The 26,985-nt window shown below is 49.3% G+C and carries 20 protein-coding genes; 14 read left to right on the top strand and 6 right to left on the bottom strand.

Annotation, left to right across the window (positions count from 1 at the left end; translation table 11 throughout):
* The first annotated feature begins 17 nt into the window (after nucleotides 1-17).
* The 8 genes from AC5FX6_RS02155 (at nucleotide 18) to AC5FX6_RS02120 (ending at nucleotide 9,991) form a co-directional block, all read left to right on the top strand.
* Nucleotides 18-1,634: an alpha-amylase family glycosyl hydrolase gene (locus AC5FX6_RS02155; RefSeq protein ID WP_493595383.1), complete on the top strand. Its 1,617-nt coding sequence runs from the start codon at nucleotides 18-20 to the stop codon at nucleotides 1,632-1,634.
* 25 nt (nucleotides 1,635-1,659) lie between these two features.
* Nucleotides 1,660-2,109: a DinB family protein gene (locus AC5FX6_RS02150; RefSeq protein ID WP_493595382.1), complete on the top strand. Its 450-nt coding sequence runs from the start codon at nucleotides 1,660-1,662 to the stop codon at nucleotides 2,107-2,109.
* Between the two features lie 114 nt (nucleotides 2,110-2,223).
* Nucleotides 2,224-2,685 (top strand): GbsR/MarR family transcriptional regulator, encoded by a 462-nt coding sequence (locus AC5FX6_RS02145; RefSeq protein ID WP_493595381.1) that lies wholly within the window; start codon nucleotides 2,224-2,226, stop codon nucleotides 2,683-2,685.
* 68 nt (nucleotides 2,686-2,753) lie between these two features.
* Nucleotides 2,754-4,109, top strand: coding sequence for a TolC family protein (locus tag AC5FX6_RS02140; protein ID WP_493595380.1), 1,356 nt, complete (start codon nucleotides 2,754-2,756; stop codon nucleotides 4,107-4,109).
* Nucleotides 4,110-4,130: 21 nt separating this feature from the next.
* A complete protein-coding gene (locus tag AC5FX6_RS02135; RefSeq protein WP_493595379.1) occupies nucleotides 4,131-5,186 on the top strand; it encodes an efflux RND transporter periplasmic adaptor subunit in 1,056 nt (351 codons plus the stop codon).
* Between the two features lie 251 nt (nucleotides 5,187-5,437).
* On the top strand, nucleotides 5,438-8,617 hold the full coding sequence (locus tag AC5FX6_RS02130; protein ID WP_493595378.1) for an efflux RND transporter permease subunit: 3,180 nt from the start codon (nucleotides 5,438-5,440) through the stop codon (nucleotides 8,615-8,617).
* Nucleotides 8,618-8,722: 105 nt separating this feature from the next.
* Nucleotides 8,723-8,965 (top strand): acyl carrier protein, encoded by a 243-nt coding sequence (locus AC5FX6_RS02125; RefSeq protein ID WP_493595377.1) that lies wholly within the window; start codon nucleotides 8,723-8,725, stop codon nucleotides 8,963-8,965.
* Between the two features lie 555 nt (nucleotides 8,966-9,520).
* A complete protein-coding gene (locus tag AC5FX6_RS02120) occupies nucleotides 9,521-9,991 on the top strand; it encodes a YbhB/YbcL family Raf kinase inhibitor-like protein (RefSeq protein WP_493595376.1) in 471 nt (156 codons plus the stop codon).
* A gap of 9 nt (nucleotides 9,992-10,000) precedes the next feature.
* Here the strand turns inward: AC5FX6_RS02120 and AC5FX6_RS02115 are convergent, their stop codons facing one another.
* The gene (locus AC5FX6_RS02115; protein ID WP_493595375.1) at nucleotides 10,001-11,302 is read right to left on the bottom strand and encodes a hypothetical protein; all 1,302 of its coding nucleotides are present in this window, start codon (nucleotides 11,300-11,302) and stop codon (nucleotides 10,001-10,003) included.
* 292 nt (nucleotides 11,303-11,594) lie between these two features.
* On the opposite strand from AC5FX6_RS02115, the gene AC5FX6_RS02110 reads away from it, so the two are divergent.
* Together AC5FX6_RS02110 and tamL are read left to right on the top strand one after the other, a co-directional pair.
* Nucleotides 11,595-16,679, top strand: a complete 5,085-nt coding sequence (locus AC5FX6_RS02110) for a translocation/assembly module TamB domain-containing protein (RefSeq protein ID WP_493595374.1) — start codon at nucleotides 11,595-11,597, stop codon at nucleotides 16,677-16,679.
* A 7-nt stretch (nucleotides 16,680-16,686) separates the two neighbouring features.
* Complete coding sequence (gene tamL, locus AC5FX6_RS02105; protein ID WP_493595373.1) at nucleotides 16,687-19,065, top strand: translocation and assembly module lipoprotein TamL; 2,379 nt, start codon at nucleotides 16,687-16,689, stop codon at nucleotides 19,063-19,065.
* A 46-nt stretch (nucleotides 19,066-19,111) separates the two neighbouring features.
* Here tamL and arsC read toward each other — a convergent pair whose 3' ends face one another.
* Complete coding sequence (arsC, locus tag AC5FX6_RS02100; protein ID WP_493595372.1) at nucleotides 19,112-19,453, bottom strand: arsenate reductase (glutaredoxin); 342 nt, start codon at nucleotides 19,451-19,453, stop codon at nucleotides 19,112-19,114.
* A 170-nt stretch (nucleotides 19,454-19,623) separates the two neighbouring features.
* On the opposite strand from arsC, the gene AC5FX6_RS02095 reads away from it, so the two are divergent.
* On the top strand, nucleotides 19,624-20,265 hold the full coding sequence (locus AC5FX6_RS02095) for a DUF3347 domain-containing protein (RefSeq protein ID WP_493595371.1): 642 nt from the start codon (nucleotides 19,624-19,626) through the stop codon (nucleotides 20,263-20,265).
* Here AC5FX6_RS02095 and AC5FX6_RS02090 read toward each other — a convergent pair.
* The 3 genes from AC5FX6_RS02090 to AC5FX6_RS02080 all read right to left on the bottom strand — a co-directional run bounded on the left by AC5FX6_RS02090 (nucleotide 20,262) and on the right by AC5FX6_RS02080 (nucleotide 21,600).
* Nucleotides 20,262-20,576 carry a DUF6122 family protein gene (locus tag AC5FX6_RS02090; RefSeq protein ID WP_493595370.1) on the bottom strand — a complete coding sequence of 105 codons (315 nt, stop codon included), beginning with the start codon at nucleotides 20,574-20,576 and terminating at the stop codon, nucleotides 20,262-20,264. The two genes, AC5FX6_RS02095 and AC5FX6_RS02090, sit on opposite strands and share 4 nt — an antisense overlap.
* Before the next feature lie 110 nt (nucleotides 20,577-20,686).
* Nucleotides 20,687-20,956, bottom strand: a complete 270-nt coding sequence (locus tag AC5FX6_RS02085) for a hypothetical protein (RefSeq protein ID WP_493595369.1) — start codon at nucleotides 20,954-20,956, stop codon at nucleotides 20,687-20,689.
* Between the two features lie 167 nt (nucleotides 20,957-21,123).
* Nucleotides 21,124-21,600, bottom strand: a complete 477-nt coding sequence (locus tag AC5FX6_RS02080; protein WP_493595368.1) for a hypothetical protein — start codon at nucleotides 21,598-21,600, stop codon at nucleotides 21,124-21,126.
* 297 nt (nucleotides 21,601-21,897) lie between these two features.
* On the opposite strand from AC5FX6_RS02080, the gene AC5FX6_RS02075 reads away from it, so the two are divergent.
* The 3 genes from AC5FX6_RS02075 to AC5FX6_RS02065 all read left to right on the top strand — a co-directional run bounded on the left by AC5FX6_RS02075 (nucleotide 21,898) and on the right by AC5FX6_RS02065 (nucleotide 25,811).
* Entirely contained in the window at nucleotides 21,898-22,158 is a 261-nt protein-coding gene (locus AC5FX6_RS02075; RefSeq protein WP_493595367.1) for a hypothetical protein, read from the top strand.
* A 330-nt stretch (nucleotides 22,159-22,488) separates the two neighbouring features.
* Nucleotides 22,489-24,924, top strand: coding sequence for a TonB-dependent receptor (locus AC5FX6_RS02070; RefSeq protein WP_493595366.1), 2,436 nt, complete (start codon nucleotides 22,489-22,491; stop codon nucleotides 24,922-24,924).
* Between the two features lie 137 nt (nucleotides 24,925-25,061).
* Complete coding sequence (locus tag AC5FX6_RS02065) at nucleotides 25,062-25,811, top strand: metallophosphoesterase family protein (RefSeq protein WP_493595365.1); 750 nt, start codon at nucleotides 25,062-25,064, stop codon at nucleotides 25,809-25,811.
* 112 nt (nucleotides 25,812-25,923) lie between these two features.
* On the opposite strand, the gene gap is transcribed toward AC5FX6_RS02065, so the two are convergent.
* Entirely contained in the window at nucleotides 25,924-26,916 is a 993-nt protein-coding gene (gene gap / locus AC5FX6_RS02060) for a type I glyceraldehyde-3-phosphate dehydrogenase (protein ID WP_493595364.1), read from the bottom strand.
* Nucleotides 26,917-26,985 lie beyond the last annotated feature (69 nt).

The raw sequence follows: 26,985 nt of genomic DNA, 5'->3' as shown, positions 1-26,985 counted from the left end.
AGAACAAACCAACAGCAATGAAAGACGCGCAGCAAAAATACCTGTGGTGGCAGGAAGGAGTTATTTACCAAATCTACCCACGTTCTTATCAGGACAGCGACGACGATGGCGTTGGCGACCTGAAAGGGATCATCCAGCGACTGGACCATATCAAGTCACTCGGCGTCACAGGTATCTGGATCTCTCCTATCTTCTCCTCTCCCATGGCTGATTTTGGCTATGACATTTCTGACTACTGCGACATCCACCCGCTATTTGGCACTATGGATGATTTTGATGACCTCCTGCAGGCCGTACACGAACGGGGGATGAAGCTGATCCTGGACCTTGTTCCTAATCACACTTCCAACGAGCATCCGTGGTTTAAGGAGTCCCGCTCGTCCAAGGATAATCCGAAACGCGACTGGTACATTTGGGAAGATGCCAAGGAAGACGGTTCCGAACCAAACAACTGGCTCAGTGTATTTGGAGGCAGTGCCTGGGAATGGGACGAAAACACCGAGCAGTTTTACTACCACGCCTTCCTGAAAGAGCAGCCTGACCTGAACTGGCGCAACCCTGCGGTGCAGGATGCGATGATGGATGTGATGCGCTTTTGGCTCGACAAAGGGGTAGACGGCTTCCGTGTGGATGTGATGTGGCACATGATCAAAGACGAGCAGCTGCGCGATAACCCGACCAATCCGGATTACAAATCCCACCAGGCCACTTACGAAAAGCTTATACCTGCCTACTCAACTGACCAACCCGAGGTACATGACATTGTCAGGAAAATGCGTTCCGTGCTCGACGAGTATGACGAACGCATGATGATCGGTGAGATCTATCTCCCGATTCACAAACTGATGACCTATTACGGCTCCAATATGGATGGCGCGCACCTTCCATTCAACTTTCTGCTGCTCTCTACGGACTGGGATGCAGAGGAAATCGCCTCCAACATCAACCAGTATGAGGCAGCCTTGCCGGAAGGCGGATGGCCGAACTGGGTGCTGGGCAATCATGACCAATCGCGCATCTCAAGCCGGGTAGGCCAGGATCAGGCACGGGTGGCTGCGATGCTCCTGCTCACACTGCGCGGTACACCCACTATTTATTACGGTGATGAAATAGGCATGCGGGACGTTCCTATACCTGAGGACGAGGTGCAGGATCCGCAGGGGCTCAACATGCCCGGTCTCAACCTGAGCCGTGACCCGCAGCGCACGCCGATGCAGTGGGATGACAGCGAAAATGCAGGCTTCAGCAAGGTGAAACCGTGGCTGCCGCTGCCCGATAATTTCCGCCGCGTGAATATTGAAGCGCAATCTGATGACGATGTTTCCATGTATGCATTGCATCAACGCCTGATGAACCTGCGGCAGAAAGAAGACGCCCTTCGCATCGGGGACTACAAACCGATGGAGGCACAAAAACCACTGCTGGCGTACATGCGCTATACTGCTGACACGCGCTTCCTGATCCTGCTGAACCTCAGCCATAAGACCTGCCATTTTCACCCGAAGCACTTCCAGTTTGAGGGTACCATTGAGATCGACACACTAACGGAACGAGAAGGCAAGGAGGTAAAAGACCGGATAAGCCTGAGCGGTGACGAGGGCATGGTGATTCGGATAAAGGAGCCGAAAAATTAGCAACACCGGTATAGCAATTGTGACTATGCAGCACCTGGCAACGGATATCAAGCGCTTACTCCTTCGGGACCTGGATAGACTCGCCGAAGAAATAAAGGCATTCGATCAAGCGGAAAATCTGTGGAAAACACAAGGGCAGGTTACCAATTCGGCTGGTAACCTTTGCCTTCACCTGATTGGCAACCTGAACACCTACATTGGCGCAAACCTGGGTGGAAGTGGTTACATACGCGACCGCGAGGCGGAATTTAGCCGCACAGGTATAGCCAGGGAGGAATTGCTCCAGCAGATTACGGAAGTTAAAAACACGCTAGCTTATACCTTGGATAAGCTAAGCCCGGCACAATTACAACAAACCTATCCTCAACAGGTACTGGGCTATGACATGAGCGTCAGCTACTTTCTGATCCATCTCCACGGCCATTTAAATTATCATCTGGGCCAGATCAACTACCTGAGACGCCTACTAGAATAGGTGCAAGAGAAAGGGAAAAACAAAATTAGAAAAATTTGGTTCTGTAAATTATGAACTAATGAAACTAAGTAATACCTTTGTGTCGTTAGCTAATAAACAAAGCATCTTTTAGACATGGCACTTAGCGAAAAACAGCGACAACTGATAGAGGAGATTGGCATATACCATGAGAACAATGGTTTTCAACCGGCGGTGTCCCGTGTGCTTGGCCTTTTGCTGGTATCAAATAGCCCTGAGCTTTCATTCGACGAGATCAGTGAGACTTTGAACATTAGCAAGAGTGCTACCAGTAACGCTTTGAACATGCTCCTTAACACTGGCCACATCGAGTATACGACTTTCTCCGGTGACCGCAAGCGCTACTTTCGCATCAGATCCTCTAACTGGCGAGATCATTTCGCCAGAAAAATGGAAGACCTTAGCGCATTGAACTGCCTTCTCAAGAAAGTGATGGAAGTACGTGAGCGGGAAAACCCCATATACGATGAAAAACTCAACGATTTCATAAGCTTTCTGGACTATATGAAAGACAAGTTGCCAAGCATGATTGAGGACTGGGAAAAAACGAGAAAATAATTTTTTTGCTTCGTTAGTTCACTTTTTTATGAACTAACTAGTTATATCAAAACATAATAAACAAAGACGTGAAAATTAAATATTTAGTAGTCGGCCTGGCCTTGCTATTCGTGCGACCTGCCCAGGCGCAGGATCAAACGGATGCAACGGGACTCAGCTTGCAGGGCGCTATCAACTACGCCCTGGAAAACAATGAGAACATTCAGAAAGCCTCCTTGGACCAGATCGGCTCCAGATACCAGGTAAAAGAAGCGCGCAGCGCCGGCTTGCCACAGGTGGATATATCAGGGCAGGGTGTCAAAGCCCTGAAAAAACCAAGAATTGCCCTACCTGCCGAATTCAACCCGGAGGGTACTGGCCCGCTGCTTGCTGAGATGGGTACCGACTATAACTTACAAGGAGGGGTTTCAGTGTCCCAACTGCTGTTCAGCAAATCATACTTTGTAGGTCTGAAGGCTGTCAAAACCGCCGAAGATCTGTTCCGCATCCGCAAGGAGATGACCACAGAAGAGGTCATCTATAACGTAGGCAGCGCCTATTATCAGGTACTGCAAACACAGGAGCAATTCAACACCATAAACGCTAACCTGGCGCAGCTAACGCAACTGGAGCGCATCCTGCAACTGCAGTATGAAAACGACCTGGTGAAGAAGGTAGACGTGAACCGCATCAAGGTAAATAAGATAAACCTGGAGAACCAAAAGAAAAGCCTGATGACGGCCTACGAGCAGCAGCAAAACGTGCTTAAGTTCTTCATGGGCATGCCACTGGAGCAAGCTATAACACTCAGCGGCTCGGCAGAAGATGCCCTGTTACTTGAGCAGCCAACGCTGGCCAACACCGAGGGGGCCGCTCAGAACCGCGTCCAATACCAGGTGCTTAACAAGCAGAAAGAGCTCAAGTCGCTTGAGATGGATAACATCAGGGCCGGTTACTACCCTACCCTCGCTGCATTCGGTAACTACACTTACCAGAGCATGTACAATGGCAGTTTGTTTGGCAATCCAAACGTTAACTGGTTCCCAACCTCGCAGGTAGGCGTGCAACTGAATATACCAGTGTTCGATGGTTTGCGCAAAAGAGCCCAGGTGCAGCAGCGGGAAGTGGAAATGCAAAAGATCGACCTCGACATCAAGCAATACAACAAGAACACCCAGGTAGAGCTTACTAATGCCGTTTCACAGCTCCAGAATAGTAAGAGCTCCATTGTGGCGCAGGAAGAGAATGTGAAGCTGGCGCAGGAAGTATACGACACCACCAACCAGCTCTACAAAGAAGGCCTCTCACCGCTGACAGACCTGTTGAACGCCGAAACAGCGATGCGTGAAGCCCAAACAAACCTGAACAACGAAAGGCTGAAATATAAACTGGCTGAACTTAACTACCTGCAGGCCACAGGTGATTTGGGAAATCTTACTAAATAAAGACATACAAGAAATACGAACATGAAGAAGGTAATTTATATTTTGGTTGTGCTGGTTGCTTTGGGTGCTATTGCCTATAAGCTGATGGATAACAAGGAGCAGATGGCTGCTAATGCCGCAGTAGCCCAAATTAAAAGCGATGCTATCCCTGTAGCCATCACAGAGGTGGCGACAGACAAATTAGACAAATCCTTTACAGCACAGGGCAACTTCGCCCCTATTCAAAGCCTGACGCTGTTATCAGAAACACAAGGCCAGATCAAAAGCGTGCACAAGCGCAAAGGCGACAAGGTGAAAGCCGGCGAACTGCTGGTGCAGGTAGAAAGCAACACCATGGCTGCCGACCTCGCTACTGCCCAGACGAATGCAGAGAAGGCCAAGCGTGATCTGGAGCGTTTTGAGAACCTGGCTGCCGGTGACGCTATCACCAAAAGACAATTGGAAGATGCCCGCCTGAACGTGAAGTCAACTGAAGGCCAGTTAGTAGCTGCCCGCCAGCGTCTGACCAAGACCCGCATCACAGCTCCTATCAGCGGTGAGATAAATGAGATCTATGTGGAGGTTGGCTCTTACCTGAACGCTGGCACCAAACTCTACGACATCGTGAACGTGGACAAGCTGAAGCTGAAAGTAAAGGCATCTGAGAGCGAAGTGCTCCTGATCAACAAAGGTGATAAAGTAACTGTGAGAGCGAATGCAGGATCAGGCGAGGGATATGAAGGGGTGGTAACCGCCATTGCAGCGCAAGCCGACCCTACCCTGAAGTTTGACGTGGAAGTAGAAGTAAAAAATGCAGGTGACAACAACCTGCGTGCCGGCATGTATGGTACTGCTTTCTTTGAATTAGCTGACACACGTGATGCCAACCTGTTGCCACGTGAGGCAATTGTGGGCAGCATCCAAAACCCGAGTGTGTACGTGGTGAAAAACGGTGTAGCCAACGCCCGCCCGGTACGTGTAGGTGTGGTAACACAAGACAAGGTAGAAATTCTGGAGGGTGTGCAGCCGGGTGAACAGGTAGTTCGCAGCGGTCAGATCAACCTGCGCGAAGGTATGAAAGTGACAGTGCTGAAGTAAAACCCAGTTATACTGTCTGTCCGCTTCTAAGGATAGGTCTGCTATACTCTAACTTTTTTGTCATTCTGTAAGACTCTTGGTGGCTCGTACCAAAGTAGTGCCCGCTCTTCAACCAAGATCCTTTCAGGATGACAAAAAGAAGCGAAGAGATCAGAGTCCTCTACTCTGGGGGTAGGGGAAAGACAAACTCCAGGAGAATTCAACTCCTTAAAATGAAACAAAAAGAACTTCTTTCTTAAGAACATTTAGAAATGAACATAACGAAAATATCCATACAGCGATCAACTCTGGTGGTGGTGGTCTTTACCGTCCTCACACTGCTTGGAGCTGTCAGCTATAAGGCACTCAATTACGAGTTGCTGCCAAAGTTTAACCCTCCGGTGCTGACTATCTCCACTTTGTACCCTGGTGCTTCGCCTAATGAAGTAGAGAACTCAGTGACCAAAGAGATTGAGGATGCTTTGTCGGCGCTTGAGAACGTGAAGACCATGCGTGGTACTTCCATGGAGAGTTTCTCGATTATTGTGGTTGAGTTGAACCAAGGCACCAACGTGGACCTGGCCCTGCAGGATGCGCAGCGGAAGATCAATACCATTCTGGCCAACCTGCCAGATGATGCCGAGTCACCAACCCTCAACAAGTTTGACCTCGACGACCTGCCGATCATCAAGATGGGTGCTACGGCTAATATGTCGCCAACTGAGTTCTATGACCTGATCGACAAGAAGATCAAGCCAGAGCTGTCGCGCATACAAGGTATGGCCGCCATCAAAGTGCTGGGTGGCCAGGAACGTGAGATCAAAGTGAACATTGACGCGAACAAACTGGAGGCTTATAACCTTTCGATACTGCAGATTCAGCAGAAGATCCGCAACTCCAACCTTGACTTCCCTACGGGTAGAATCAAGCAGGAAAGCGGTCAGACCCAGATTCGTCTGGCTGGTAAATTTGAATCGCTGGACCAACTGCGTGGCCTGATCATCCGTGAAGACCAGAACGGCATTGTGCGCCTTGCTGACGTAGCCGAGATCCAGGATACACAGAAAGACATCGAAGTTCTGACCCGTGTGAACGCAAGCCCTTCCGTAGGTATCACGATACAGAAGCAGTCGGATGCGAACGCCGTAGAAGTAAGCCGACTGACTAAAGAAGCCCTGGCTGATTTGGAGAAAACGTACGCCGATGTAGGACTGAACTTCAACATTGCCAGCGACTCCTCTGACTTTACCCTGGAAGCTGCCGACTCGGTAATCCACGACTTGATGATCGCGGTAATCCTGGTAGCGATCGTGATGCTGCTATTCCTGCACTCATTCCGAAATGCGGTGATCGTGATGATCTCTATACCTGCCTCACTGGTAGCGACCTTTATTTTCATGTACCTGTTCGGTTACTCGCTCAACCTGATGTCGCTTCTGGCACTTTCGCTTGTGGTCGGTATCCTGGTGGATGACGCCATTGTGGTAATTGAAAACATTCACCGTCACATGGAAATGGGCAAGAAACCCGCGCAGGCAGCCTACGACGGTATCCGTGAGATCATGTCGACGGTAACTTCTATCACGCTCGTAATCGTGGTTGTGTTTATACCGATTGCCCTTTCTGAAGGTCTGGTATCCGACATCCTCCGTCAGTTTGCTGTGGTAGTGGCCGTATCCACGATGATTTCACTCTTTGTAGCGTTCACCCTGATTCCGCTATTGGCAAGCCGGTTCTCTCGTCTGGAGCACATCTCAGATAAGAATATGTTCGGTCGTTTTATCTTAGCATTTGAGCGCTTCCTGGACCGTATCATTGATAACTTTACATCCGCGCTGAAGTGGGCTTTCAATCACAAGCTCATTACACTGGGCGTTACCATGATCATGCTGGTTGCCTCCTTTGCGCTGGTTCCAATGGGTTTTATTGGCTCGGCCTTTATACCTTCTGGTGACCGAGGCGAAGTAAGTTTGCAGCTCGAGTTGCCAAAGAACGCAACAGTTGAGCAAACCAACTTTGCAACACGGCAGGTGGAACAGTACCTGGAGGCTTTCCCTGAAGTTTCAAAAGTGTTTACAACGGTAGGTACTACCTCTTCGGCGCAGCAAGGCCAGAACACGGCTTACAAAGCCGAGGTATCAGTAACGCTGGTTGACGTGATGGAGCGTACCTTCAGCACCGAGCAGTTTAGCCGTCAGGCCAAAGCCGACATAGAGAGCAAACTGCCAAACGTGGAAGTAACGCCAGTGCCAGTAGGTCTGGTAGGTAACGCACAGGCTCCTATACAGCTGATCATCTCAGGTTCTAACCTGGACAGTGTCATGGCTTTCTCGCAGCAGGTAATGCGTGTAGTAGAAGGTGTGCCAGGTACGGCTGACGTGGAGATTTCAGTAGAAGGCGGTAACCCTGAGATTGAAGTAGTAGTGGATCGTGACAAGATGGCCAACGTAGGTCTGTCGCTGGAAAACGTGGGTGCAAGTATGCAGCTTGCCTTCAATGGCAACTCCGACTTAACCTTCCGTTCCGGCACCGAAGACTACGATATTAATATTCGTCTAGATGAATTCGATCGTCGCAGCGTGACCGACATTGCTAACCTGTCTTTTGTGAACAACACGGGGCAACTGGTAAGCTTGGGTCAGTTTGCTGACATCCGCCAGTCTACGGGTCCGTCACAGTTAGAGCGTTACAACCGCGTAACTTCTGTGAACGTGAACTCACAGGTAATTGGTCGTCCATCAGGTTCAGTAGGTGCTGAAATTCAGGCACTAATGGAGGACGTAAACATGCCGGCTGGGGTGAGCATCGAGTATGGTGGCGACTTGAAAAATCAAAGCGAAGGTTTCGGTACACTGGGTATAGCTTTGCTTGCATCGATCATCTTCGTGTACCTGATCATGGTGGCCCTTTACGACTCGTATGTATACCCGCTGGTGGTACTGTTCTCTATACCTTTGGCAATCATCGGCGCCTTGCTGGCCCTGGCGCTGGCGCAACAGGCACTAAGTATCTTCTCGATCCTGGGTATCATTATGATGATCGGTCTGGTAGCGAAGAACGCCATTATGGTGGTTGACTTTACGAACAAGCTGAAAGATGAAGGCGTGGAAGTAAAAGAAGCCTTGATTGAAGCCGTTCGCATCCGTTTCCGTCCAATCCTGATGACAACGCTGGCCATGGTAATCGGTATGTTGCCGATCGCATTAGCGGGCGGATCAGTGGCCGCTACCAAGAACGGTCTGGCCTGGGCTTTGATCGGTGGATTAAGCTCTTCCATGTTCCTGACGCTGATCGTGGTGCCGATCATCTACTATGGTTTTGACCGCATACTGGCTAAGTTCGGATTGGATAAAAAGACGGTTATACACCTGGAAGAGAAGTCACTCAAAGAACTCGAGTACGAAACCAAAGAACTCGAAGAAAAGAAAATGGCGCACGAGTTTGCGCACTAAGCAATCAATTTGGCTAATCCCCCACTCCTGCTGTCGGCAGCTGCTGGCAGTGGGAGTTCCGGCGGGGAAATGCTAACTGCAATACTACCCTTTATTACTAGACATATGGCAGATCCTAGAACTACCTTATACAAAGAGGTAATTAATCTGGTAAGCAGATTAAAAGCAATTGCCCCCCACAAGCTTTCCGGCCCCAAAGGACTTTGGGAGAATGGAATGGATATAGTTGACGTTGTAGATATTATTTTGGCAGTGGAGAAGAAGTTTAACGTCGTGATACCGGATGAGGTTCCAGTGTATTCTATAGACGATCTGGTTAACTATCTTCAGCTAAGCAAAGCAAGCTAGAACACGGAATTTCCCATTTGATTTATACCAAAAAGGTGCAGGACTCTATCCTGCACCTTTTTTATGCTGTATCAGTCGCGTGCTTAGTTCAAGACCAAGATCACATCCATTGATTATAATTACAACTGATAACGATCGTACTTTCGGTTCTTTCGGTCTTCTTTGCCATACATGTAATACAACAAATAGCCCACTGCATAGATTGCCAAAACTGTTAAGATGATAAATTTCTCCATAACCCTATATGCTTTTTTCCGAGTTGCCTTATATACGAAAGTTAGCAGGTTGTGGCTAATTATCAATATTTTATAGATAATCCTTCTAATATATCGCTCCTGAAACTTGATTTTTGGTCCGCTAACAGGCTTTAAAATACCAAATCAAGCCTTTCTAATAATATAATTAGTTAAAATAGCCTTTTATTTATTCAAAATCTAAACCTTTATAAAGAAACAAAGTTATAATATAAATATACATAAAACCATTAAACCTGCACACTTATTCATACCCTTACTTACTGCGGTCACATTCATACTAAAGAGGAACTGAAACTTTATGCAGCCGAGAGCCCAAGGAAAGCTATACCTGACAAGTCCCGCCTTCTCGCAGGGGGAGCGGATCCCTATTCGCTATACCTGTGATGGGGAAAACATCAGTCCACCGCTTGAAATCAGAAACCTGCCGAAGTACACAGAAAGCCTGGTGCTGATCATAGAGGACCCCGATGCGCCACGTGGTATCTGGACGCACTGGCTGGTCTGGAATGTAAACCCGACAAACCTGATTGAAGAAGGGGTAGTGCCAGGTATACAGGGCACCAACGACTTTGGAAAGCTGCATTATGGAGGCCCCTGTCCGCCTCAGGGCTTGCATCATTACTATTTCAGGGTATACGCCCTGGATGTGATGCTCCATATCAAAGAAGGTACTGGCCGGCAGGCACTGCTTCGTGTGATGGGGCCGCATGTACTCGCCATGGGCGAATTGATGGGCGTGTACAGCCGCTATAATGTCATGATGGCGTAAAACTCCTTTCTATTCTGATTGCTTGTACTCCGGATGCCACTGCTTCATGTGATGCGCATGGGTATGCAAATAGGCTCCCGGTTGATAAAACTGATCATAAAAATCCATATCCAGGTGATGCGCCTGCAGGTAGGTGCAGATGAAGACAGAAGGTACCGTGCCTGGAAACTTGCCAAAGGTATCGAACACGTATTGCGCTTGCAGGGCCACACACTCCCGGAATGCTGCGTCATGCACCTGGGCGGCTCCCCTTACTCGTCCTGCGTCTTTCCAGGGGCCTGGCGTTGCCGGGTGAAAAGGTCCTCCCTCCCCAAACTTCCTGTCACACACCGCATCCACGGCAGCACGCATATCCGCATAGTGCGGCGGACAGTAAGCTTCCAGCACTCCTGCCAATCCGGTTGGGTTTGGATATGGCCAGCGTTCATCAGTATCATACCGAAAACCTAGCCCCTCTACGCCGGCAACCCCACTGGCACCCAATACACTGAAAGGGTCTATGCCATCATACAACCATCCTCCCAGCCCCATTGCCTGCAACATCAGCGCACCAGCATAACAGGAAGTCGACATCTCCACGGTCACCTCTGCCAGTGACAGCTGCTCCACAAAAGTGATGGGCCATGTATTATGTGGGTCCACCAAATCCGAAAAGCGCTCTATACCTGGTATTGCCTGCTTATTGATATCATCATAGAGCACAAGTCCGTTCTGCAGCATGTAACAGAGTGCCAGTAACACATGTTGGGCCAGATCCGACACCGGAATTACCAGCAGCGTTCCGGGCTTGTTGCTTACCCACGTATTGTGTGCTTCCACAAAAGGCACCTCAGCCGGCAGTTTCAAGCGCCCGTCCTGCAGTTTTGTGACGTGGCGCTGCATAGCTTCCACTACCGCCTGCAGGTCCATGGTGCCATCCGCTGCCCTATCAGCTGAAGCTGGCGCATCCCGGTTGTTGAGCCCATACACACCCGTGTCATCTGTAAAGAATGTCATGGAGGTATGGAAGCCTGCAGCAGACGGGAAGGTACGGCCACCGGCAGCGGCAGCATAATTTGAGAGATGCGGTGCATAGCGTTGTGCCCGGTAGATCATGTTATGCCAGCCTGTATTACCGGCGCAGGCGGTCACCACAAGTAGTTTCTCTAACTCCGATAGGGGTACGGGTTCATGCTTCGATTTGTAAGCAAACACCCCATCGGGGATTTCCGCTCCCATAAAAAAACGGCGTGATCTGCGACCCAGTAAGGCTTCCACTAACCCAAAACCCAACATTTCCTGAAAACCCGGAGGTATAGCTGACGCTGCCATATGGTAGAAATTTTAAATAAACAGACACCTTCTACTTTTTACTCCTATCTCACGTAGTTGTTTGTCTGTTAATAGGTTAACCCCAGCCATTCACCAAATAATAGCGACGACTGTATACCCGCCAACAGAACAAAACAGGAGCAGCTTTGTCGTCTATCTACTGAGATTCATGCAGGGTACGATTCACGTTAGTAAAAAATTCTATCCTTGTTAGCAATCTTTCGTAAAGCCAAACAGTAAAACCTATTGCTCTATCGCATCAGCTAAACATATCGGAAAGACCATTGCCAAGGTGATACTATGGTTCCTTGCCATCGTAGTGGGCCTGCTATTGCTCATCATCATCGCCTTACAGATTCCCAAAGTGCAGAACTTCGCCGCCCAGAAAGGCGCCTCATACCTGGCGGGTATGCTGGATACACGGGTGGAGATCGGACGTTTCAAAACAGATTGGCGCAATGCCATTGTACTGGAGGACGTATACCTTGAGGACCAGCAGCAGGACACACTCTGGTATAGCCAGCGACTCGGCCTTGACATCAAATTATGGTCACTGCTGAGTGGCGAATTGAACATCAGCAAAATTGACTTGCAGCAGGCCACTGTCAACCTGCACATACGACCCGACTCTACTTCCAATTTCGATTTCCTGGCCGAGGCCTTTGCAACTGATACCACGGCAGCTCAACCTGCCGACACCTCTGCTGCCATGCAGATTGACCTGGGTCTGATCAACCTGGAAAATGTGTATGTCAACTTCAACGATGAGGCAGGTGGTAACCACATTAAGGCCAGGGTGGGCCAGTTGACCACCACCATGGAAAAGCTAAACCTGGAAGAGGAAATCTATAGGTTAGATAAAATAGAGCTTCGGAATGCCGGTATAAAATACGTGCAGTCGAAGCTTCCGCCCGAAACAGAGTCAGAGCCTATTACCTTTGACTTTGGCATGAATGGCGTGGTCGTAGAGAATGTTGCCTTGAACTACGTGAGTATACCTGCTGACCAGCGCATTGAACTGAAACTAGGCAACTCAGAACTGACCGTAGAGGACATCGACCTGCCAAACGCCCGCATCGACCTGCGAAGCTTCGACCTGCACGACTCCAAGGTGCTGTATGTGCAGGAGAAGATGAAACCGACAGACTCCCTGGCGGTGAACCCGGCAAAAACAGTCCAGAAGCTGGATGAATCTGTTGAAAAGACACAGGGGCAACCTGTTAAATGGGTGATAAACCTAGACAAGCTAAACGTTAGTGGACTCGAGGCAGGCATGGATAATGCGGACGCACCGCGTCAGGCACGGGGTATGGACTACAACCACCTGCGCTTCTCAAATATCGAGATGGATGCCGAAGACATCAGGTATAGCCTGAACCGCATGGGCATGCAACTCAATCAACTCAAGCTCAAAGAGCAAAGCGGATTCGAGATCAACAATTTTAATTCGGCTATTACACTGGACTCCACCCATGCCAGACTGGCTGACCTGGATCTTCAAACCGGACACAGCCGCATCAGCAAAGACCTGGCACTGCGCTATACCTCCTGGGATGACCTCACCGATAACCTGGACGCTGTTCGGCTGGCCCTCGATATTGACAATTCCCGCATTGGCATGCAGGATGTATTGTACTTTGCGCCCGATTTAGCTGATAATCCTTCGTTCCGCAAAATTGCCAATTCTACCGTGCGTCTCGACGGTCGTGCGCAGGGCAGGCTGGACAACATCAACATTCAGCAACTGCAGGTAGCAGGCTTGCAGGGCACTACTGTTAACGTATCAGGGAATGTACGCAACGCCATGGACCCGGACCGGCTGGCAATGGATATCGACATTAACCGTTTGGCCACTACCCGCACCGACATACTGGCACTGGCTCCTCCCGGCACCATACCACCTGAGATCAGAATCCCTAATAACCTGAGCATGACGGGCAGGTATAGCGGTACGCTCACCAACTTTGATTTAAATGCTGCAATCAGCAGTTCTTTCGGCAACCTGAATGCCGTGGTTGACATGGACGAAGGACCAGCCGGTGCGGAGCCTTTCCGGGCAACAGTCAGAACCTCTGGTTTAGATCTGGGGCAACTATTTACAGAAGATTACGGCATAGGCCGTGTGGCTTTGGAAGCTACAGCCCGAGGTACAGGCCTAAGCCCTGAAACCATGCGTGCTGATATACAGGCCCGCATCAAAGAAGCAAATTATAATAACTATGCTTACAACAATGTAAATGTAGATGCCCGCATCGACCGCAACCTATACCAGGTGACAGCGCAAGCCCGTGACGAGAATCTCAACTTTGACCTGAAAGGCGATTTCAATCTGCGCGATGCGGAGCGTGGAGAATATGTGTTTGACCTCGACCTGAGAGGAGTTGATTTGAAGGCTCTTAATTTCTACGAGGAAGAATTGGGCATCAGAGGACAATTGCGCGGTCGTTTTGCAGGTAATGATGCCAGTGATATCAGCGGTACGCTGGAGGGTGACAATGTGCGGGTGCGTTTGCAGGGTGTCTCTTACCCAATCGACTCACTTCAGTTGGTCCTGAAGCAGAACATGCCTGGCACTGCCATAGCGCTCAACTCCAGCATACTGGATGCCGATATGCGCTTTATGAATGACCTTGCCGAGCTTCCGACTGCCCTTACCAAACATTTCTCATCCTACTTTGATCTGCAACCCGATCCGCCTTTCCCGGCTAACCTGAACCTGGGAGACTTTGAGGTAAAGCTGCAGGTACACCGTCCGGATATCATTGCCTCATTTGTGCCTGACCTGAATCAGCTGCAGATAAACGGGCCAATCACAGCTTCTTACAATGGTGAAACACAGGTATTTGCGATGGATGCGAATGTAGGCCAGTTGACCTATGCTGAATACAAGGTACAGAATGTAGCGCTGGAGTTACGCGGCGACCGGGAACAAATGGCTTATTCACTGGGTGTTCGTGAGATTCGCTCCCCTTCCCTGCTGCTCAACAATCTGAGCCTGAACGGAGCAGCCCGTGACAATGACCTGATTGCACGACTGGCCTTGGCGGGCACTGACAGCGTGGAACAGTTTGTAATAGGCGGCGTGCTGAACAGCCTGGGGCCTGGTTATCGATTTGCTTTCAACCCGGAGCAACTCGTGATTAACGGAGAGCGCTGGACAGTTCCTCAGGATAACTACCTGCAGTTTGACACGGACCTGCTCTATGCTCAGAACATACGCTTAGAACGCAACGGCAATTATATACTGCTCAACAGCACTGGGCCGGTTAGTCCCAACGCACCGCTACAGGTGGAGTTCGGAAATTTTGAAATAGGCTACATCATGGAGTCTTTTCAACAGCAGGACAGTGTGATGACGGGCGTATTGAACGGAACCGCTAATGTGACGGATATCATGACTGGCAGTCCGGCTTTCACAGCGGACCTTACTTTAACTGACTTTGCCTACACAGGTATACCGATTGGGGACATCGCCCTGAAAGCCAACACCGCAGGCGCAAACCGCTATAATCTTGACATGGCCCTCACCGGCAATGGAAACGAAGTATTGGTTAATGGCTTTTATGAAATGCAGCCTGAAACGAGCTTACTAAACCTGGACGCTAACATCGCTAACCTCAACCTGGCCTCATTTGGAGGCTTTACGCAAGGCATGGTGGATGATCTGGCCGGCAGCGCCAATGGCAAACTACGCATTACGGGTTCACTGGAACAGCCTGCGATCAGGGGTGGTCTGAACTTCAATCAGGCGCAGTTCAATCTGACCATGCTCAACTCGCTCTATACCTTGCAAAACGAACGTCTGGAATTCACTGAAAAGGGTATCAGCATGCGCGAATTCACGCTGACGGACACATTGGGCAATACACTCGATATCAACGGCAACATCCTGACTCAAAACTATACGGACTATACCTTCGACCTGCGTGCCACAACAGACCGCTTCCTGGCCATGAACTCCACAGCCGACGACAACGACCTCTTTTATGGCAATGTGCAGATGGCCCTGAAGGCCAACATCACAGGCAGTATGCTGGAGCCCAACATCGAGGTGTTTGTCACAGTGCTTGACGGTTCCACTTTCACAGCCGTAATCCCGGCTGATGACGTGGCAGCGGCTGAGCGTGAAGGGGTGGTCGAGTTTGTGACGCTTAACGATTCCCTTAATGCCGTCATTGGCAGGGCCATCGAGGAAAGTACAAACGCTGGATTCGTAGGTGCCAATATCGACGCGCAGATTACGGTAACAGATGCCACGACCATCACCATCATCATTGACCCGACAACTGGCGATAACCTGGTTGTACGCGGTGAAGCCTCTCCCCTTTTCATCGGCATCACACCAAGCGGACAAATCAGCATGAGCGGGCGCTACGAAATCACAGAAGGCAGGTATAGCATGGACTTCTATGACCTGGTATCACGACAACTCGAAATCACTGAAGGCAGTTACATTAACTGGACCGGCGACCCCTTGCAGGCGAACATGCAGATATCAGCCATTTACAGATTGCAAACAGCCCCAATGGAGCTAGTTGTTGATCAGGTGGATATGGAACAGGCAGCGCTGAACCGTTATCGTACGCAGCTACCTTTTGAAGTATTTGTGAATTTGAGCGGCGAGATGCTGGAGCCAGAGATCGGGTTTGACATTCAGCTTGAAGAGGAGCGCCGCGGGGCCCTGGACGGAACAGTTGAAAGCCGCCTTGCCGCATTGCGCCAAAACGATTCAGAACTCAATAAGCAGGTATTTGCCTTGCTGGTATTGGGGCGCTTCCTGGCGCAGGATCCAACAGCCAGTTCTGGCGGCGGATTGGGCTCCACAGCCCGTAACAGCTTAAGCCAGGTGATGACAGATCAGCTAAACCAGCTAACCAACCGCTATGCCGGTGGGCTTGGACTGGAACTGGGTGTGAGCTCTTATGAAGACTACTCCTCAGGATCAGCAGAAGGCCGTACTGACCTCAATGTGGCCATGCGCCAGCAGTTCCTAGATGATCGCCTGACCGTGCGGGTGGGTACAGACATTGGGCTGGAAGGACAAAGTGAACAGCAAAGAAATATGAGCGGCTTTGGCGGGGATGTGTCCGTTGAGTACTCCATCACAAAAGACGGCAGACTGCGGGTGCGCGGGTTCCAGCGCAACCAGTACGAAGGCTTCCTGGAGGGGGATGTGCGGGCAACCGGCATTGCGCTGATCTTTGTGCGCGACTATGACAACTTCTCCGATCTGTTCCGCAGCCTGGAGTCTCGTGAAGCCCGCAAAGAAGAGCGCCGCATGGAGGAAGCCATTAAGTTCAATCAGCGGGAGAAACGAAGAGAAGAGCAGGAAGCCGAAGAGAAAGTACAAGAAATCGTTACAGAAGATCAAGAATAAGCCACCTATGACCGCAGCTTTACGCTATACCCTGTTTGCTTTATGTCTGGCGCTGTGCTGGGTTCTGCCCGGTTGCAGCAGTACCAAAACCGTACCGGAGGGCGATGCTTTATTTGCAGGTTTTGACGTGAAGGTAAATGATGAAAAAGACAGCAGCAACCGTGGCCCCGAACTGGAGACCGAGTTGAGCAATACAGTCCGCCCCGAACCCAACACCACTATACTTGGCATGCGCCCCAAGCTCTGGATCTACAATGCCTTTTATACTGAAAAAGAGAAAGGCATCAAGAACTGGATCCAGCACAAGCTGGGCGAGCCGCCTGTGCTGCTCTCAGAAGTGGACACATCCAGCATCAATGAAGTGATGCACTCCCGCCTGCACAACCGCGGCTACTTCTACAACACAGTCCAGAGCGATACTACGATCAAAAAGAAAAAAGGCACCATCAGCTGGACCGCTACCGTGCACGAGCCCTATCGCATACGTGAAGTTTCCTATATCGCCAACGACTCTCTGCCCATACATGCGGAAATCCGGAAGATGCAGCCTAACTCTCTTCTCAAAAAAGGAGAGCCTTATGACCTGGACAAGATGATAGCAGAGCGGGCCCGAATAGACCAGGCGCTCAAAAACAGGGGCTACTTCTACTTTGCCCCCAACATGCTCATATTTAGCGCTGACACGACGGTAGGCAACAAGCAGGTTGATGTACTCCTGCGACTGAAAAACGACATGCCCGCCCATGCCCTGCGGCCTTATAAAATTGATGACATCTTTATCAATGCCAACTATATACTGAATGACAGTCTTTCGGTGAGTGATACGCTGCGCTTTGATGCCTATAGCTATATTCCGAACGAGAACTACGTTCGGGCAAAGCATATTGTGCCGGGTCTGTTCGTAGCGCAGGATAGCGTTTACAGCCGTCGCAACCACCTGCTTACGGTAAGCAGGCTTTCAGGACTGAGCGCTTACAAGTTTGTGAACCTGCAGTATGAGCGGGATACGCTGAAAGAAGATCGCCTGGATGCCTTCATCTACATGACTCCCGCCCTAAAGAAATCCTTGCGGGCGGAGGCGCAGATGGTAAGTAAATCCAATAACCTGGCCGGCCCGGGTGTTTCGGTCTCGTTCCGCAACCGTAATGCGTTCAGAGGGTCTGAAGTTTTGACTGTGGACCTGACAGGTCGCTTTGAGAATCAGGTGGGAGGTCAACGTACGGTGAGCAGTGGCGAATCACAGTCAGAGAATCCGGTCGGGTTGAACTCCTATGAGCTCGGCGTGCAGACCAGCCTGACTTTTCCGCGATTGGTTGCCCCGTTTAACCTGCCTAATCTTCGCTCCGCATTTGTACCAAAGACGCGCATTGCCTTGGGCTATAACTTTCTGAACAGGGTGCAGTTCTTTCAAATGAACTCATTCAATGCTTCTTATGGGTATAACTGGCGGCCGAAGCAGACGACCACACACGACTTCACTCCGATCAATCTTCAATATGTGCGCTTGGGTAGTCAAACGCAGGAGTTCAGTGATTTGCTAGAGCAGAACCCTTTTTTGAGGAGCAGTTTTGAAGAGCAGTTCATTATAGGCTCTATCTACCAGCATACCTTCAGCATGCTGGGCCTTGAGAGGAAAAAACATCAGTTTTTTAACTCGACTACCCTCGACGTATCAGGTAATATGGTGAGCGCCGTGCAGTCGCTGCTAGGCAATGAGAAACGCGATGATGCCTCGGACCCGCCTGTGCCACCGCGTACTATTTTCAATCAGCCGTACTCGCAGTACACCCGCATTGACAATGACTTCCGGTATTATTTAAACTTTACGGAGATGAGCCAGCTGGCGACCCGGTTTGTAGCTGGTGTCGGTTACCCTTATGGCAACTCCATGACCATGCCCTATGTAAAGCAATTCTCCATCGGGGGACCGAACAGTATCCGGGCATTTCGGGCACGCAGTATCGGGCCAGGTACCTACAACGTACCAGATACCATTGCCTTCTCCTTTTTTGACCAGGTAGGTGATATCAAACTGGAGGCGAATGCGGAATACCGCTTCCCGATCTTCGGGTTTTTCAGAGGAGCTGTTTTTGTGGATGCCGGTAACATCTGGCTTATCAATGAAACCTACAATCAAAATGGCGAGCTGGATAAGCCAAAGTTCAAAGCAAGCAACCTCTTCAATGAACTGGCAGTAGGTACGGGATTTGGCCTACGGGTTGACATTGAATTCTTCGTGATTCGGTTTGACCTGGGTATACCTGTACGGGTGCCCTACCTGCCCGAAGGAGAACGTTTTGTTCTCAACGATTTTAAATTCAGGTTCACGCCCGAACCAGGCCAACAGGGCATGGTACTCAACATCGCTATTGGTTACCCCTTCTAAACATAAGTATAGCCAGGTATAGCAGGCATACCTGGCTATACCTGATTTATAGAATCTGGAGTACTTTTTCCGGCGGACGTCCGATTACAGCCTTGTCTCCTATCACTACAATCGGGCGTTCGATCAGGATGGGGTTTTCGGCCATGATCTGCAGCCATTCCTCGTCTGTATAGCTTTTGCCTGCAAACTGTTCTTTGTATACTTGCTCACCTTTGCGAAGCACCTGTTCCGGCTTCAAGCCCAACTTCTGGAGTATCCCTTTCAATTCTGAAGCAGAGGGAGCGTCTTTGAGATATTCCACTACTTCAAGGTTCTCCCCTTTTTCTCGGAGTAACTCCAGTGTCTGACGGCTTTTACTGCATCTGTTATTGTGATAGATCGTCACCATAGCTTAACCATTATTTGTGCAAAGATACGTAAAAGCAAACAACAGGCTATGTTAGCCCCTATGCCGGCTTTTCGTCAAAAAGCTTAACTTTGCACAGATTCCTGTTCTGCATGGGCAGGTCTGAGTCTTAAATTATCGAAACCAACCGTACTATTTTCTATTTAATCATTATGAAAAAGACAACAATATTTGCAGCGCTTGTGGCTATGTTTGCTTTCGCATCCTGCTCATCTGACAGCACCCAGGAGCATGCAGACACAACTGAAGCGCATGACCACGAGCACCACGATGGCATGGCACACGGCGACAACGTACCAGCTGCTGGTACAGTGGTAGTAGAAACCCCGACCTTTGATTCGGTAGCGGAGCCTATGAAACGCAACGTGTCGCAGATGCTGGACGAGTACATTGCACTGAAGGATGCTATGGTTAATTCAGATCCGGAAACTGCCAAGGAAGCGGCCAATGCCGTACTCACTTCTGCTAATGCAATGCCTGTGGCTACCATCACGGTACCTGAGCAAAAAGATTTTGCAGAGCAGCAAGTTGAAAAAGCACGTAAATCTGCAGCAGCCATCGCCGCTACCAATGACCTGGGCGAGCAGCGCAATCAATTGGAAGATCTGTCAGAAGCTGTGTTTTCATTGACCAAAGCATTTGGTGCAACTGACAAAAAAGTATACTACCAGCATTGCCCGATGGTGAACAACAACCAGGGCGCCTACTGGGTAAGCACCAACGCTGAGATTCGCAACCCTTACTTTGGCGACAGCATGCTTAAGTGTGGTAGCAACGAGGAAGTGTTTAACTAAAAATAACAATCTGTCCAATCCAGGAAGATGTGGATGACAAGGCCCAGGCCGATCAACCTGGTTTTAGGGATAATGGCCAGGGCTACATACACAGGTATAAGCCAGTATTGATGCAGCAAATGGAAGCCGACACTGCAGCGCCAGGGGTCCAAGATTGGCCTGACGAGTAAATGGTCAGCATCGATGGCAAGGCCGGCCAACATAATAAGAGAGGCCTTTGAAAACTGTTTCCTGTAAAACACTGCAGCCACCGCCAACGGCACTGTGAAGTGCAGGATCATGTGGATGGCAAATGAAAGGGATAGCGTCATAAAGCAGGTTACTGCAATCGTACTGTATAGGTTATACCCTGCCAGGCACACATAAAAAAGCCCTTCGCTCTAAAAGAGCGAAGGGCTTTTTCTATAGTTATGGGAATAAACTATTTCAAAGTATCCAGTAACATTCTTGATTTCACACGCAGTGCAAACCACTCATAAGTGTTTTTCAGGCGCTCAAAATTAAATCCTTCAACAATCCCGTTCAGACTCGCTTCCTGCAAGGCAGAGGCCAATACGTTATTTTCAATTTGGAAATTGTCGTATACCAGTCCCTCTTTTATAAAAGAACATTCTACCTTCTTTTCACAATCTTTCAATACAAGAGTGTTACTGTGCCGAAGCGCTTTCTGGATTCTCTCAAGCTCTTTCATAGTCATGCGTGTGTACAAAGAATTACAAGTTAATAGCAAGATTATTACATGAACAATTCACAAAAAGTTCATGATTATTTCAGGATTTTCGAGAATTGTTTCAAGTATTTGTAAAAATCTCACCTACTCATTCCATTTTATCCCCTATAATCAGGCACTGTACGGGATTAAGCAGCCTGATCACCACTATTCAGAACTTGTGTGGAGTAAGATTTGGAGATGTTACGAAACAGGCCTTCTTCAGGGTCATTAAAGGATATAAGCCACTGCTGGGCTGTTTCCAGATCAGAGAATTGGGCGATTTGAAACTTATAATCAGACATACTGAGCAAATTGTAACTCACTCTTTCCACTACTACTTCAAAAAAAAGATCGTCAGGCAGTACCAGTGCTAGCTTTCGAAGTTTTGTTTGTGGCAGCCGATGCCCTAACAGTTCAACCGTCCAGTTTTGGTCGCTCATGTTAGGACTGGCCGAATGACTGAGGTCGATCAGCCAGCGCCTGGCATTACTTGATTGCAGTTGCTGGCACACTTTAACAAGTGCCTTTCGGTATTCGGCACTGTTCACAACGCGCAACCATTGACTAGAGATCAGGCCATACTCCGGACAGTAATGAACCTGAAGGTAAGGAGGTGATTTCATATCTTAATAACAGTATATTATTTACTGCTATAATCATATAACGTACAAATACGTAGGCTGTTGTGCGAATTATGTAAAAAACATCATATGAGTGCCCGAACTTGCTGAATTTTAATGTGAACGGAACTAGTAAGTCCCGTTTTCCATTTCAATCTGTACGCAATCGGTTTTCGTAACACATTGATCATAAAAGTGATATCTGTCATTTTATAGCAATCGTGCATGTGTTAGCTTTAAGCTTTGATATGAAAATATGCGGCGATAAAGCTCAACACTACAAAATTACAGGCCTTAAAAATGGATCATTTGAGAAAAGCCTTGGTAGAGGTTACCGGAACAGACGTAAAAAAAGGGAATGTGAAAAAATGCTTTTTTAAAGTATACAGTTACCTCCTATACCAGGATACCGCCAGCCTACTCGAAACATTGGAATACCGCACCTCACTCGACCACGAGGAGCGCAAGCGGGAACGCTATTTCGTTTTTCGCTATATGCTACGGCTGATCAAAAGAAAACATCCAAAGCAGTATCATCGCCTTTGCCCTTTGACGAATTAAGTCAAAAGACAAAACTTGTTACCATACCCTCCTCTCCTGTTTACCATTCCCGGTAAACAGGATTTTCTATTTATAGCTGTGCGATTAAGAAGGAATAGCCAAGGCAACCCTCCTCATATGCCGGGCTTCCTGTAATGACCTAAAGCCCAGCACCGTCATCAGAGTTCATCGAAATTCCTATAACCGACTTTTCGTTCGTCGGATTTTTGAAGCTGTTAACGGAGAATTTGAGGCGGTTCATATAATAAAGCAAACAGTACCTTGCATTACAAAGTACTATAGACTAGCTTTGCATCATCCCATTACAATACACGCTAACAAAATAATACTATGAAAAAGTCATTACAATTTTTCTTCCTGCTTATCTTGACAGCATTGGCACACAGTGCATTAGCTCAAAACGAAGGCTGGATAACTGGTAAAGTGCTGGACGAGAAGGGCGAAGGCCTGGGGTTTGTGAACGTCGCGGTACTCTCCTCCTATACTGATGCGGTGGTGACAGGAGCCATTGCTGAGATGGATGGTTCCTTCCGCATCAAAACTCCGGCAAAAGGAAACTACAAGCTCAGGCTAAGCGGCCTGGGCTATTTGCCCCTGACCACGGAGGTGTTCGAAGTAACCGGGTCTGATTTCAGCCGTGACTTCGGCAAACTGCAGGTGAAGCCGGATGTAAAAACGCTGAAGGAAGTCACGATTCAGACCATGCGCCCTACCGTAACCAACGACGCCGAAAAAATGGTAGTGAGCGTAGAGGGCACCGGACTGGCACAGGGCAGCACAGCTTACGAAGTGCTGGAGAAGTCACCTGGAGTGTGGATTGACCAGGATGGCAATATCACGTTGAACGGTAAGCCAGGCGTGCAGGTCATGATCAATGGCAAGCAATCTTTCCTCTCCGGTAAGCAACTGCAGAACCTACTGCAGGGCATGTCTGCTGAAAATCTGAAGGACCTGGAAATCATTACCAACCCGTCTGCCCGCTACGATGCGGAAGGCGCGTCCGGTATCATCAACATCAACCTGAAGAAGAACGAAGCCTTCGGCATGAACGGCAACGTATACGCTGGCTACCAGTTCAACCGCCTGAGCTCTTATAACGCGGGCTTCGATCTGAACCACAAAAGCGGTAAATGGAACACGACCGCCGGTCTTGACTTTGCCCGTCGCATGAACTACCGTGACATGGAGATGGAGCGTATCTTCAACGACCCCGCTGGCCGCAGTTTCTTTGACCAGGAAGGTATAGAAGAGCGTGAGCGTATCAGCCCTACCTTGCGCCTGGGTACTGACTATGAAATAAACGACCGCCATAGCGTAGGTTTCATGAGCAACCTGTTCTATAATACAAATGAAGGTATTTTCAACACTGAATCTGACTTGCGACGTCCGGTAGCTGCTGACAGCCGGCGCATCTCCGCCACCAACGAGCACCAGAGCACTTACCGCAACGGCACGTTTAACCTGCACTACAATGGCAAGCTCGACACAGTAGGCACTACCCTTTCAGCAGATGTAGATTATGCCCGCATCAAAGACGAGACTGACTTTGTATTCAAAAACAGACAGTACGTACTGGGCACGAATGAACTGGTAAGCGAAGAGCACCTGACCAGTTATAACCCAACCGGTTACGACATTCTGGCCGCTAAAGTAGACTTTGGCAAGAAACTGGGTAAGAACGGCAAGCTAGAGCTTGGTGCCAAAGCCAGCCATGTGGTATCAGACAACGAGCTGCTGTTTTATGAAGTAACAGATGGTCGTCAGATCCTGGACCCACGCCGCACCAGCCACTTTGTTTATACCGAGAATATTTTTGCGGGCTACGCCAACTACTCCGGCAAACTGAGCGATACCTGGAAAATAATGGCCGGGCTTCGTGCAGAGCAAACCAGTTCAGAAGGTAACTCGATCACACTAAAAGATATCACCAAACGCAATTACCTGGATTTATTCCCCAGCGTGTTTCTGCAGCAAAAAGTGAGTGATGACTACGAGGTGAGCTATAAGTTCAGCCGCCGCATCAACCGTCCTTACTACGGTCAGCTGAATCCGTTCATCTTCTACCTCGACCCTTATACCTGGTCACAGGGCTATCCGAACCTGAAGCCGCAGTATACCAATTCGTTTGAGATCACGCAGACTCTCAAGCAGCGCTACAACCTGATGGCCGGCTACTCTGTTACAACTGACTTTATTGGTGAGATACCGACTTACAACAGCGAAGACAACACCACTGTGTTCAGCCAGCGCAATATCGAGAACTATAAGAACCTGTATACTACCCTGGTAGCGCCTGTTCAGATTTCGGGCAAGTGGGAGATGAGCAACACGGCTACGCTAGCTTACCAGCGCTACAGCAAGGAGGTGAATGCCCAGAATGTTATTAATGATCAGGTACTGCTTTATGTACAGTCTAACCAAAACATACAGCTACCACAGAACATCCGCATGGAGTTGAACGCGGGCTTCCAGGGACCGGCTGTGTATGGCCTGTACGAAATCAAAAGCCAGTGGTGGCTGGATGCCGGCCTGAAGCGCACGTTCATGGATGACCGCCTGTCATTGGCTATAAATGCCACAGACATCTTCAGAACCCGCATGTTGAAGGTGAGCACCTTGCTAGACGGTAACCTGAACGCCATTGACCAGTACCAGGGCGCCCAGAGCATCCGCATCAACCTCCGCTACAACTTTGCGAAAGGCAAAGACTTTGAAGCCAAGAAGCGAAACATCAACCTGGACGAGATCAACAGAACTGGAAATTAGATAAATAGTATTTGTTAGCTTACTCAGCCCCCGCACTTCCTGTGTGGGGGCTGTTTAGTTTATAGTAGGTATAGCGCGTCTCCCCTATCCTGAGGCGGACTTGGCACGTAGTATTACTTTCAATCAAAGGAAACACGATGCAAGACGCAACTACAGAACATAAAAAGCTACGCATAGCAGCCGTAGGCGACATCCATGTACATGAGCAGGATGCAGGAAAGTGGGTTGATTTCTTTAAGCAGGTTTCAGAAGAGGCAGACGTGCTGCTGCTCTGCGGTGACCTGACCGATACCGGACGTGAAAGCGAAGCCGAGGTGCTGGCCGAGGAGCTGAGAGCCTGTTCTATACCTGTATTGGCTGTGCTTGGGAACCATGATTATGACCACGACCAGGTAAAAAAACTGCGCAAAATATTTGCCCAAACCAATCTCAAACTGCTTGACGGTGACTTCACGGTAATAGAGAATGTAGGCTTTGCCGGTGTGAAAGGTTACGGTGGCGGTTTTGATAACTACATGCTGGGGATGTTCGGCGAAAAACTGAACAAGGACTTTGTGCAGGAAACCGTAACAGAAGCGCTGAAACTGGATGCCGCATTGGCCCAACTCGACAGCGAACAGAATGACATGAAAAAGATCGTGCTCCTGCATTATGCCCCGATCAAGGCTACCGTAGAAGGAGAGCCCGAAGCCATCCACCCTTTCCTGGGATGCTCCCGCCTGGAAGAGCCGCTTAACCGACGTAGTGTACTGGTCGCATTTCACGGGCACGCACACGTAGGTACATTGGAAGGTGAAACGTCTACCGGCGTAAAGGTATACAATGTATCAAAGCCAGTGCTGCAAAAGGCGGGTTACGAACAGCCCTTCTTCTTGTATGAGGTATAAGGTATAGCAGCATCCTTTTCAACGACCCGACTAACTCGAACACTCATCATCAAATATTAATTAAATAAGCCGGAGCATGTAGCCTAAGGGCATCCTGCTCCGGCTTATTTAATTAACCGATTTTAGAAATCAAATCGGCTGACCTATTGGAATAACCTACTTCATTGTCGTACCAGCCGACCACTTTCACCAGCGTTTCGTTCGCCGAGGTCATCTCTGCGTCGAAAATACAGGAATGCTTATTACCCACTATGTCAATGGACACGATCGGGTCTTCTGTATACTCCAGTATTCCCTTCATGGAACTGTCGGCGGCATCTTTCATGGCGGCGTTGATCTCCTCTTTGGTGGCAGGCTTTTTCAGAACACAGGTTAGGTCCGTCAGGGAGCCGGCAGGTATAGGTACCCGGATCGCAACACCGTCCAGTTTGCCTTTCAGTTGAGGCATGACCAGCCCAATCGCTTTGGCAGCTCCTGTGGTGGTGGGTATAATGGAGTAAGCGGCAGCCCGGGCCCTGCGCAGATCCTTGTGCGGGGCGTCCTGCAGGTTTTGGTCCGCCGTGTAAGCATGCACGGTGGTCATAAACCCTTTCTCAATCCCAAAGGTATCGTCGAGCACTTTGGCCATCGGTGCCAGACAGTTTGAAGTGCAGGAAGCATTTGAAATAATCCTTTCGTCACCTGTCAGGATATTCTCGTTCACTCCCAGCACCACCGTTGGAATATTGCCTTTTGCAGGAGCTGAGATCACTACTTTCCTCGCACCGGCCTCCAGGTGCTGGGAGGCACCGGCTTCGTCCACAAAACGACCAGTGGATTCGAGTACGACATCCACACCCAACTTTTCCCACGGCAGGTTCCTGGGCTCCCGTTCCGCCGTCACACTGATCTCCTGCCCATCCACGATCAAACCGTTTTCCGTTGCTTCCACAATGCCGTTAAAGCGGCCATGCACGGAATCATACTTCAGCAAGTGTGCCAGCGTTTTAGTATCAGTGAGGTCGTTGATGGCCACAACCTCCACATTTTCTTTCCGGAGGAGGGCTTTGAATGTGAGTCTGCCGATACGACCGAAGCCATTGATTGCAACTTTTATCTTCGCCATAGTTTTAGGTTAATTTATGTGAGTGGTTAATAATTTCAGCTCTAGCCTTTGCTTAGCAGCCCTACTGTA

It is taken from the genome of Pontibacter sp. LHS2 (genome assembly GCF_058932845.1).
Note: the sequence above shows the minus strand (reverse complement) of the source record. Positions and strands in the feature narration are given on the sequence as shown.